The 12,115-nt window shown below is 62.7% G+C and carries 4 protein-coding genes; 3 read left to right on the top strand and 1 reads right to left on the bottom strand.

All coding sequences use genetic code 11. The features are described 5' to 3' along the window. Positions 1-6,728, bottom strand: a 6,728-nt coding sequence (locus ACIQUS_RS25910; protein WP_403053613.1) for a retention module-containing protein, incomplete at its 3' end; no start/stop codon positions are given. Positions 6,729-7,075: 347 nt separating this feature from the next. On the opposite strand from ACIQUS_RS25910, the gene ACIQUS_RS25905 reads away from it, so the two are divergent. The 3 genes from ACIQUS_RS25905 to ACIQUS_RS25895 are packed head-to-tail and all read left to right on the top strand — an operon-like array spanning position 7,076 to position 11,975. Continuing rightward, positions 7,076-8,413: a TolC family outer membrane protein gene (locus ACIQUS_RS25905; protein WP_403053610.1), complete on the top strand. Its 1,338-nt coding sequence runs from the start codon at positions 7,076-7,078 to the stop codon at positions 8,411-8,413. Between the two features lie 42 nt (positions 8,414-8,455). Next, a complete protein-coding gene (locus ACIQUS_RS25900; protein ID WP_403053607.1) occupies positions 8,456-10,612 on the top strand; it encodes a type I secretion system permease/ATPase in 2,157 nt (718 codons plus the stop codon). 7 nt (positions 10,613-10,619) lie between these two features. Beyond that, a complete protein-coding gene (locus ACIQUS_RS25895) occupies positions 10,620-11,975 on the top strand; it encodes an HlyD family type I secretion periplasmic adaptor subunit (RefSeq protein WP_403053616.1) in 1,356 nt (451 codons plus the stop codon). The last annotated feature ends 140 nt before the right edge of the window (positions 11,976-12,115 follow it).

Genomic DNA, 12,115 nt, shown 5'->3' with positions numbered 1-12,115 from the left:
ATCGATTCACCATTGCTGAGGGTAATGGTCATGGTGGTGCCGGCCGGGTTGGTCAGCGTCGCGGTGTAGGTGATTTCGCCGCCTTCGTTGACCGATGGGGTGGCGGTCAGCTTCAGGCCGGTGCTGTCTTCGGTACCTGGACCGTCGGTAACGGTCACAGTGGTTTCACCGGAAGCCGTCAGCTGCTCGTAGTTGCCGCCCGAAACGTCCTTGATGCTGTTGGTCAGGTCGAGGTTGCTGTTATGCACGTTGTCCGGTGCAGTGAACTGCACGGTGCCAGTGCTCTGACCAACACCGATGACGATCTGCTGGCCATTGGTGAGGTTGATCACCAGCGGGCTGCCGGTGACCGGGGCGCTGACGGTGGCGGTGTAGGTGATCACGCCACCTTCGCCGATGGTGCTGACATCGGCGGTCAGTTTCACCGTCGATGGGTCAATGGTGTCGTTGACCTCGGTGACGGCTGGGGTGTTATCCACAGCCAGCTGCTCGAAGTCGCCACCGCTAGTGCCAGTGATAGTCGCTTCGCCCTGACCAGCATCGATGTACACGTCGTCGTCTGGTGCCGCGACAGTCACGCTGCCCGACGTCTCACCGGCAGCAATGGTGATCGATTCACCGTTGCTGAGGGTAATGGTCATGGCGGTGCCAGCCGGATTGGTCAGCGTCGCGGTGTAGGTGATCTCGCCACCTTCGTTGACCGATGGCGTGGCGGTCAGTTTCAGGCCCGTCTCATCCTGGGTGCCCGGGCCGTCGGTGACGGTGACGGTGGTTTCACCGGAAGCCGTCAGCTGTTCATAGTTGCCACCGCTGACGTCCTTGATGCTGTTGGTCAGATCGAGGTTGGTGTTGTGTACGTTGTCCGGTGCAGTGAACTGCACGGTGCCAGTGCTCTGGCCGACACCGATGACGATCTGCTGGCCATTGGTGAGGTTGATCACCAGCGGGCTGCCGGTGACCGGGGCACTGACGGTGGCGGTGTAGGTGATCACGCCACCTTCGCCGATGGTGCTGACGTCGGCGGTCAGTTTCACCGTCGATGGGTCAATGGTGTCGTTGACCTCGGTGACGGCCGCCGACGGGTCGACGTTGAGGTTTTCGAAGTCGCCACCGGACGTGCCGGTGATGGTCGCTTCGACCTGACCGGCGTCGATGTACACATCGTCTTCCGGAGCAGCGATGGTCACGCTGCCGCTGGTTTCGCCCGCTGCGATGGTGATGGACTCACCGTTGCTGAGGGTGATGGTCATGGCCGTGCCGGCCGGGTTGGTCAGCGTCGCGGTGTAAGTGATCTCACCACCTTCGTTGACCGATGGGGTGGCGGTCAGCTTCAGGCCGGTAGTGTCTTCGGTACCTGGACCGTCGGTAACGGTGACGGTGGTTTCACCGGAAGCGGTCAGTTGCTCGTAGTTGCCGCCGCTGACGTCCTTGATGCTGTTGGTCAGGTCGAGGTTGGTGTTGTGCACGTTGTCCGGCGCAGTGAACTGCACGGTACCGGTGCTCTGGCCGACGCCGATGACGATCTGCTGGCCGTTGGTCAGGTTGATCACCAGCGGGCTGCCGGTAACCGGGGCACTGACGGTGGCGGTGTAGGTAATCACGCCGCCTTCGCCGATGGTGCTGACGTCGGCAGTGAGTTTCACCGTCGACGGGTCGAGAGTGTCGTTGACCTCGGTAACGGCTGCCGACGGGTCGACGTTGAGGTTTTCGAAGTCGCCACCGGAGGTGCCGGTGATGGTCGCTTCGACCTGGCCAGCGTCGATGTACACATCATCATCCGGAGCCGCCACGGTAACGCTGCCCGACGTCTCGCCAGCAGCGATGGTGATGGACTCACCGTTGCTGAGGGTGATGGTCATGGCGGTGCCAGCCGGGTTGGTCAGCGTCGCGGTGTAGGTGATCTCGCCGCCTTCGTTGACCGACGGCGTGGCGGTCAGCTTCAGGCCGGTGCTGTCTTCGGTACCTGGACCGTCGGTAACGGTGACGGTGGTTTCACCGGAAGCCGTCAGTTGCTCGTAGTTACCGCCGCTGACGTCCTTGATGCTGTTGGTCAGGTCGAGGTTGCTGGTGTGCACGTTGTCCGGTGCGGTGAACTGCACGGTGCCGGTGCTCTGACCAACACCGATGACGATCTGCTGGCCATTGGTGAGGTTGATCACCAGCGGGCTGCCGGTCACCGGGGCGCTGACGGTGGCGGTGTAGGTGATCACGCCGCCTTCGCCGATGGTGCTGACATCGGCGGTGAGTTTCACCGTCGACGGGTCAATGGTGTCTTTCACCTCGGTCACGGCCGCCGACGAGTCGACGTTGAGGTTTTCGAAGTCGCCACCGCTGGTGCCGGTGATGGTCGCTTCGACCTGGCCGGCATCGATGTACACATCATCATCCGGCGCGGCGATGGTCACGCTACCGCTGGTTTCGCCGGCAGCAATGGTGATCGACTCACCATTGCTGAGGGTGATGGTCATGGCGGTGCCGGCCGGATTGGTCAGCGTGGCGGTGTAGGTGATTTCACCACCTTCGTTGACCGATGGCGTCGCGGTCAGCTTCAGGCCGGTGGTGTCTTCAGTGCCTGGGCCGTCGGTAACGGTCACAGTGGTGGTGCCCGAGGCAGTCAGCTGCTCGTAGTTACCACCCGAAACGTCCTTGATCGCGTTGGTCAGATCGAGGTTGGTGTTATGTACGTTGTCCGGTGCGGTGAACTGCACGGTGCCGGTGCTCTGACCGACACCAATGACGATCTGCTGGCCATTGGTGAGGTTGATCACCAGCGGCGTGCCGGTGACCGGCGCACTGACGGTGGCGGTGTAGGTAATCACGCCACCTTCGCCGATGGTGCTGACGTCGGCGGTCAACTTGACGGTCGACGGGTCGAGGGTGTCGTTGACCTCGGTCACGGCCGCCGACGGGTCGACGTTGAGGTTTTCGAAGTCGCCACCGCTGGTGCCGGTGATGGTCGCTTCGACCTGGCCGGCGTCGATGTACACATCGTCTTCCGGAGCAGCGATGGTCACGCTACCGCTGGTTTCGCCCGCAGCAATGGTGATCGACTCACCGTTGCTGAGGGTAATGGTCATGGCGGTGCCGGCCGGGTTGGTCAGCGTCGCGGTGTAGGTGATGTCACCACCTTCGTTGACCGATGGGGTGGCGGTCAGCTTCAGGCCGGTGGTGTCTTCGGTACCTGGACCGTCGGTAACGGTCACAGTGGTTTCACCGGAAGCGGTCAGTTGCTCGTAGTTGCCGCCGCTGACGTCCTTGATGCTGTTGGTCAGATCCAGGTTGGTGTTATGCACGTTGTCCGGTGCAGTGAACTGCACGGTGCCAGTGCTCTGACCGACACCAATGACGATCTGCTGGCCATTGGTGAGGTTGATCACCAGCGGGCTGCCGGTGACCGGGGCGCTGACGGTAGCGGTGTAGGTGATCACGCCGCCTTCGCCGATGGTGCTGACGTCGGCGGTGAGTTTCACGGTCGACGGATCGAGGGTGTCCTTGACTTCAGTCACGGCCGCCGACGAGTCGACGTTGAGGTTTTCGAAGTCGCCACCGCTAGTGCCAGTGATAGTCGCTTCGACCTGGCCAGCGTCGATGTACACATCATCATCCGGAGCAGCGATGGTCACGCTGCCCGAGGTTTCGCCCGCCGCAATGGTGATCGATTCACCATTGCTGAGGGTGATGGTCATGGCGGTGCCAGCCGGGTTGGTCAGCGTGGCGGTGTAGGTGATCTCGCCGCCTTCGTTGACCGATGGCGTCGCAGTCAGCTTCAGACCGGTGCTGTCTTCGGTACCTGGACCGTCGGTGACAGTCACGCTGGTGGTACCCGAGGCAGTCAGCTGCTCGTAGTTGCCGCCCGAAACGTCCTTGATGCTGTTGGTCAGATCGAGGTTGCTGTTATGCACGTTGTCCGGTGCGGTGAACTGCACGGTACCAGTGCTCTGACCGACACCGATGACGATCTGTTGGCCATTGGTGAGGTTGATCACCAGCGGGCTGCCGGTGACCGGGGCGCTGACGGTGGCGGTGTAGGTGATCACGCCGCCTTCGCCGATGGTGCTGACGTCGGCAGTGAGTTTCACCGTCGACGGGTCAATGGTGTCTTTCACCTCGGTGACGGCTGGGGTGTTATCCACAGCCAGGTTTTCGAAGTCGCCACCGGAAGTACCGGTGATGGTGGCTTCGACCTGGCCGGCATCGATGTACACGTCGTCGTCTGGTGCCGCGACAGTCACGCTGCCGCTGGTTTCGCCGGCAGCGATGGTGATGCTTTCACCATTGCTGAGGGTGATGGTCATGGCGGTGCCAGCCGGGTTGGTCAGCGTCGCGGTGTAGGTGATCTCGCCGCCTTCGTTGACCGATGGCGTGGCGGTCAGCTTCAGACCGGTGCTGTCTTCAGTGCCTGGGCCGTCGGTAACGGTCACAGTGGTGGTGCCCGAGGCAGTCAGTTCCTCGTAGTTACCACCCGAGACATCCTTGATGCTGTTGGTCAGGTCGAGGTTGGTGTTGTGCACGTTGTCCGGTGCGGTGAACTGCACGGTGCCGGTGCTCTGACCGACACCAATGACGATCTGCTGGCCATTAGTGAGGTTGATCACCAGCGGGCTGCCGGTGACCGGGGCGCTGACAGTGGCGGTATAGGTGATCACGCCACCTTCACCGATGGTGCTGACGTCGGCGGTCAACTTGACGGTCGACGGGTCGAGGGTGTCTTTCACCTCGGTGACGGCTGGGATGTTATCCACAGCCAGGTTTTCGAAGTCGCCACCGGAGGTGCCGGTGATGGTCGCTTCGACCTGGCCAGCGTCGATGTACACGTCGTCGTCTGGTGCCGCGACAGTCACGCTGCCCGACGTCTCACCGGCAGCAATGGTGATGCTCTCACCGTTGCTGAGGGTGATGGTCATGGCCGTGCCAGCCGGGTTGGTCAGCGTCGCGGTATAGGTGATCTCGCCGCCTTCGTTGACCGACGGCGTCGCGGTCAGCTTCAGACCGGTGCTGTCTTCGCTACCTGGGCCGTCGGTAACGGTGGTCACCGGATTACCCGCGGTCTCCAGCTTCTCGTAGTTACCCCCGGTAGTGCCGGTGATGCTGTTGGTCAGGTCCGGGTTGCTGGTGTGCACGTTGTTGGGCGCAACAAAGTCCACGGAACCGGAGCTGCTGCCCACTGGAATAGTGATCTGCTGACCATTGGCCAGGTTGATCACCAGCGGCGAACCAGTCACCGGCGCGCTCACCGAAGCGGTGTAGGTCACCACGCCACCTTCAGCGACGCTGCTGTTCGCGGTCAGGGTGACGGTCGAGGTGTCGAGGGTGTCGGTGACTTCGGTGACGGCTGGCACATTGCTCACCACCAGGTTCTCGAAGTTGCCACCATCGACTTTGTCGATATGCACGCTGACGTTGCCGGCATCGACATAGACGTCATCGCCCGGCGCTGGAACGGTAATACTGCCTTCGGTCTGGCCGGCGGCGATGGTGATCACCGCGCCATTGCTCAGGGTCACGGTAACCGGTGTACCGGCCGGGTTGGTCAGGGTCGCGGTGTAGACGATCTGCCCGCCCTCGGCGACGCTGCCCGTGGCGTTCAGGCTCAGCCCGGTGTTGTCGATCGAGTCGTTGATGCTGGTGACGGCCGGGTTAGGATTCGGCACCAGGTTTTCGAAATTGCCGCCCGTGGCGCCGGTGATGGTGGCGCTGACGGTGCTGCCGTTGTTGTAGACGTCGTTGTCCGGGGTCTGCACGTCCACGGTGCCGGTGGTCTGGCCAGCGGCGATGGTGATGGTGCTGCCATTGGACAGGGTCACGGTCACCGGCGTCTGCGCCGGGTTGGTCAGGGTCGCGGTGTAGGTGATCACACCGCCTTCGGTGACGCTTGGGGTCGCCGTCAGGTTGACCGTGGTGGTGTCGATGGTGTCGGTAATCTGGGTGACCGCGGGGGTGGTGTCCGGGGTGACGATCAGGCCCGCGCCACCGGTGGTGCCGGTGATGGTCGTGGAGATCTGGCTGCCGTCGACGTACACGGTGTCGTTCGGGGCGATGGTGACGCTGATGCTGCCACTGGTCTGCCCGGCGCTGATGACGATGATCTGGCCGTTGGAGAGGGTGACGGTCAGGTCGGTCAGCGGTGGCTGGCCCAAGGTGGCGGTATAAACGATAACGCCACCGGCTTCGGTGATCGAAGGCGTGGCGCTCAGGGTCAGGCCGGTTTCGCGGATGGGCGTGGTGGTTGTCGGGTTGTTGGCATCATCCAGTCCACCGATCTCTTCAATACGAGTCTCGGTGGCAAAGCCGATCGGGGCGGTCGGGAAGCCAATGGTCGGGTCGACCGAGCCGGCCGTGGCATCGAGCATGACGAAGCTGTGGCCGCCACCGGCGGCACCGCTACCTGCCGCAGACGGGCCGGCTGCAGTGGCTTCGAGTTCGGTGGTCGGGTCGGCACCGGCGGCAATGGCTTGTTGCAATTCTTCAACGGAAGGGGCGGCCTGCGCAGTGGCTGCCGCCAGGTCGGTGCTGCTGTCCGGTGCGTCGGCACTCCATTGCGTGTCGCGGCCCAGGTCCAGGGTGCGGCCATCGGCCAGTTCCAGGGTAACCGCGCCTGCCAGACCGGTCAGCACTTGTTCGCCGGCGAACAGGCGGTCTCCTTCAATGAGTACGCGACGAGCGCCCTCAGGGGATACGGCAATAACCTGACCAACAATGCTTTTGACGATGGCAACAACGCTGCTCATTGGACTCTCCGAATGACCCGTTCAATTTGGCTTCCATGCCCGGCCGGCGCTGAGTTGCCGCATCCGATGGAATGTATCTGTTCATATGTTGACGCGTTCTTGCGTCAATTTTACGTCAATAACTAATGGCTATTAAGTTTATGCCAAAGTATTGACCTTCTGGCTGCCATCCTAAACAATCAGCACCGTAATGTCACATTGATATTTGGCCGGTTGCACCCTTCCTTCGTACGTTCCAGTACCCCTTCGGAAACTCTCCGACATTAAGGTCAAACCGGTTGCCATTTTCGAATGCAGCAACGTTTTTTGCTGTGATTTAGGACAAGATGTCCCTGGGAAAAAAGTACATGCGCGCGTTACTGTTCACCGCTCTTCCTTTCGCTCTCTCTGCCACTTTCGCCCAAGCCCAAAGCCTGCCGGAGGCCATGCAGAAAGCCCTCGAGGTGCACCCGGAGATCCAGGCCGGGGTCAACAGCCGCATCGCCGCCGACTACCAGTTGCGGGCTGCCAAGGGCGGCTATTTGCCGCGGGTCGATGTGCTGGGCGGTTATGGTCGCGAAGGAACCGACAGCCCGAGCACCGGCAACCGCTGGGAAACCCTCAACCGCGGTGAATCCAGCCTGCGCTTGCGCCAGATGGTGTTCGACGGTTTCGCCACCTCCAGTGAAGTCGGGCGTCAACAAGCCACCGTCAACTCCCGCGCCTACTCCCTGCTCGGCGCCTCCGAGCGCACCGCATTGACCGTTGCCCAGGTCTACCTGGACGTTCTGACCCGTCGCGACATGGTGCGCCTGGCCGAAGACAACCTGCGCAGCCACGAACGCATTTTCGACCAGATCAAGCTGCGCACCACCCGTGGCGTCGGCCGCCTGGCGGACATGGACCAGGCTGAGGCGCGTCTGGCCCAGGCCCGCAACAACCTGCTCACCGAGCAGACCAACCTGGCCGATGCCAGGACCAACTACCTGAGCGTGGTCGGACAAATGCCCGACGAGCTAAGCACGCCAGCGCCGTTTGTCGACCTGCTGCCGGCCAACCTCGATGAAGCCCAGCAGCAGATGATCGAAAGCAGCCCGATCCTGCGTTCGGCAGAGTCCGATATCGCGGCGGCGGAGAAGCAATATGAGGCGGCCAAGTCTACGTTCTATCCGCGCTTCGATGCGGAACTCGGACGGACGGCAGACAACGACATCGATGGCCTGAACGGCCATAACAATGAATGGCAGGCTATGCTGCGGATGAGCTTCAACCTGTATGCCGGTGGGAGCAACAAGGCCGACCTGGAATCCAAGTCGTACCTGACCAACCAGGCGCTGGACATTCGTAACAATGCCTTGCGCCAGCTCAATGAGGAGTTAGGCTTGGCATGGAATGCTATGGACAACGCCAACGCGCAATTGCCGATTGCCCAGCAATACGTCGATTACAGCAGCAACGTGCGCAAGGCCTACCAGCAGCAGTTCAGCCTGGGCGAGAGGACCTTGCTCGACCTGCTCGATAGCGAGAACGAACTCTTCACCGCCCAGCGTCGTCTGGCCGAGGTGAAGAACATTCAAATGTTTACTCAATATCGAATCAAGGCGACCATTGGTCAGCTGCTCAAGAGCCAGGGTGTAGTCGCGCCGATGGCAACCGTTGTGCAGAACGACATGAAACCGAAAGTGAACCTGCCAGGGATGAACTGAGGTTCACCTTAATCACCCACCGTAACTATCAAGAGAAGCCGCGTGGAATCAGAAGTCAGTCGAGTCCAACTCAGCCATGATCCACGCAGCCAGCACGATGACCCGTTGCTGGACAGCCTGCTGTCCCTCTGTGTGCTGCACCAGAAGCCCGCCAGCCGGGCCATGCTGACCACTGGCCTGCCGTTGCCGGCCCAGCGCCTGAGCCCTGAGCTACTGCCGCGTGCGGCGGCCCGGGCTGGGCTGCAGGGGCGCCTGTTGCAGCGCAAGCTGGAGCAGATCCCGAGCATCGCCATGCCGGCCATGCTGTTGCTCAAGGATGGTCGCAGCACCGTGTTGCTCGGTTGGGAGAACGAGGACACGGCGCGGCTGTTGCTCAGCGAGAGCGATGGCGGTGAGGTACATGTCAGTCGCGAAGCCCTGCAAAGCGACTACAGCGGTCGGGTGTTCTTCGCCCAGCCGCAGCACAAGTTCGACGTCAATCACGGCAACCTGATCCCGCGTGCGCGCTCCTGGTTCCGTGACACCCTCAAGCGCAGCCGCTGGCTGTACATCGATGCCATCGCCGCGAGTCTGGTGATCAACCTGATCGCCCTGGCCGCACCGCTGTTCGTGATGAACGTCTACGACCGTGTCGTGCCCAACCAGGCCACCTCGACCCTCTGGGTGCTGGCCATCGGTATCAGCGGTGCCTACCTCTTCGACCTGATCCTCAAGGGCCTGCGCAGCCTGTGCCTGGACCTTGCCGGGAAGAAGACCGACCTGATCATTTCCGCCACGCTGTTCGAGCGCATCGTCGGCATGGCGATGAAGTACCGCCCGGCGCGGGTCGGCAGCTTTGCCCAGAACATCCATGAATTCCAGGGCCTGCGCGACTTCCTCGCCTCGCTGACCCTGACCAGCCTGATCGACCTGCCATTCACCCTGCTGATCCTGCTGGTGATCGCCATCATCGGCGGCCACCTGGTGTGGATTCCGATCATCGCCTTCCCGCTGGCCCTGGGCATCGGCTATGCCCTGCAAAAGCCCCTGGTGGCGACCCTGGAGCGGACCATGGCCCTGGCCTCCGAGCGCCAGTCGAGCCTGATCGAGACCCTGGCCGGGCTCGACGCGGTCAAGGTCAACAACGCCGAGAGCGAACGCCAGTACATGTGGGAGCAGACCATCGGCACCCTCAGCCGCCTGGAACTGCGGGTCAAGGTGCTGTCGGGCCTGGCCATGAACATCACCCTGCTGATCCAGCAACTGGCCGGCGTGGCGCTGATCTGTGCCGGTGTCTACCAGATCATGGCTGGCAACCTCAGCATGGGCGGCCTGATCGCCTGCTACATGCTCAGTGGTCGTGCCCTCGGCCCACTGGGCCAGTTGTCCGGGTTGCTGACCCGCTACCAGCAGGCCAAGGTCACCATGGTCTCGACCGACCAGATGATGGAATTGCCCCAGGAGCGCAATTTCGAAGAGCGTCCGCTGAGCCGTCAGGTGCTGCAAGGTGCCATCGAATTTCGCAATGTCGACTTCACCTACCCGAACCAGCAGAACCTGGCGCTCAAGAACGTCAGCCTGACCGTTCGCCCGGGCGAGAAGATCGGGATCATCGGCCGTAGCGGCTCGGGCAAGAGCTCGCTGGCCAAGCTGATTGTCGGTCTGTACGAAGCCGACAGCGGCTCGCTGCTGGTCGATGGCGTGGATATCCGCCAGATCGACGTCAGCGAGCTGCGCCACAACATCGGTTACGTGCCACAGGACATCCAGCTGCTGGCCGGTACCCTGCGCGACAACCTGGTCAGCGGTGCGCGCTATGTCGAGGATGAGATGGTCCTGCAGGCCGCCGAGCTGTCCGGTGTCCACGAATTCGCCCGGCTGCATCCGCAAGGCTACGAACTTCAGGTTGGCGAGCGCGGCCAGAACCTGTCCGGCGGCCAGCGCCAGAACGTCGCCCTGGGCCGCGCCCTGTTGCTCAACCCGCAGATCCTGCTGCTCGACGAACCCACCAGCGCCATGGACAACACCGGTGAGGAGCGCCTCAAGCAACGCCTGCAAGCTGTCATTGAAAGCAAGACCGTGGTCCTGGTCACCCACCGGGCATCGTTGTTGTCACTGGTCGACCGGTTGATCGTCATCGACCGTGGGCAGATTGTCGCGGATGGCCCGAAAGCTGCCGTCATGGATGCGCTGAAGAAGGGGCAGATCAGTGTTGCTTAAGGTGGATATGGGCCAGTTCAAGGAAAGCCTGCGCAAATACTTCAAGGGCTCCGAGTCCTTCGGCGACCAGCCGTTGCCCGAGGTCAACAAGGCGCTGATCGAGGACGCACCGCGCATCGTGCGCATGACCATCTGGGGGGTGATCGCCTTCTTCCTGTTCCTGGGGCTGTGGGCCAACTTCGCGATCATCGATGAAGTGACCCGCGGCGAGGGCAAGGCGATTCCGTCGTCCAAACTGCAGAAGATCCAGAACCTGGAAGGCGGCATCGTTGCGCAGATCTATGCCAAAGAAGGCGAGATCGTCGAAGTGGGCGACCCGCTGCTGCGCCTGGACGATACCCGCTTCGTCTCCAACGTCGGCGAGACTGAGGCTGATCGCCTGGCCATGGCCCTGCGCGTCGAGCGCCTGAGTGCCGAAGTCGAAGACCGGCCGCTGAAGATCGACGAAGAAATCCGCAAGGCCGCGCCCAGCCAGGCGGCTAACGAAGTGTCCCTGTACCAGAGCCGTCGCCAGCAGTTGGAGGACGAGATTGGCGGGCTGCGGGAACAACTGGCGCAGCGCCAGCAGGAGCTGCGCGAGTTCAGCTCCAAGCAGGCCCAGTACCGCAACAGCCTGCAGTTGCTGCGCCAGGAAATCAGCATGTCCGAGCCGCTGGTGGCCCAGGGGGCGATCTCCCAGGTTGAAGTCCTGCGCCTCAAGCGCGCCGAGGTGGAGAATCGCGGCCAGTTGGACGCCACCTCGCTGGCCATTCCGCGTGCCGAATCGGCGATCAAGGAAGTCGAGCGCAAGATCGATGAAACCCGCGGCAAGTTCCGCAGCGAGGCCCTGACTCAGCTCAACGAGGCGCGCACCGACCTGAGCAAGGCCCAGGCCACCGGCAAGGCCCTGGATGACCGGGTCAGCCGGACCCTGGTCACGTCGCCGGTACGGGGCATCGTCAAGCAGTTGCTGGTCAACACCATCGGCGGGGTGATCCAGCCGGGTAGCGACCTGGTCGAGATTGTGCCGCTGGATGACACCCTGCTGGTCGAGGCGCGCATCCGGCCGCAGGATATTGCCTTCCTGCACCCGGGCCAGGAGGCCATGGTCAAGTTCACCGCCTATGACTTCACCATCTATGGCGGCCTGAAGGCCAAGCTGGAGCAGATCGGCGCCGACACCATCACCGACGAAGACAACAACACCTTCTACGTCATCAAGCTGCGTACCGAGCGCAGCCACCTGGGCACCGACGAGAACCCGCTGCTGATCATCCCCGGCATGGTGGCCTCGGTGGACATCATCACCGGCAAGAAGAGCGTGCTGAGCTACCTGCTCAAACCGATCATCCGCGCCCGTGCCGAGGCGCTGCGCGAGCGTTAAGAGCATCGCGGGGGGAGTCGGGGGGGGGGGGGGGGGGGGGGGGGGGGCGGCGGGGGGGGGGCGGGGGGGGCGGGGGGGGGGGCGGACACGACTGACGGGCGGGGCGGGGCGGCCGGCGAGGGGCGGCGCGCGGCCCCGGC

Origin of the sequence: Pseudomonas sp. NPDC090755, assembly GCF_044769005.1 — a bacterium.
Lineage (GTDB): Bacteria > Pseudomonadota > Gammaproteobacteria > Pseudomonadales > Pseudomonadaceae > Aquipseudomonas.
Note: the sequence above shows the minus strand (reverse complement) of the source record. Positions and strands in the feature narration are given on the sequence as shown.

Bases quoted from the DNA above. Each gene is read 5' to 3' on its own strand.
- ACIQUS_RS25905 (WP_403053610.1), top strand. From the start codon at position 7,076: ATGCGCGCGTTACTGTTCACCGCTCTTCCTTTCGCTCTCTCTGCCACT.
- ACIQUS_RS25895 (WP_403053616.1), top strand. From the start codon at position 10,620: ATGGGCCAGTTCAAGGAAAGCCTGCGCAAATACTTCAAGGGCTCCGAG.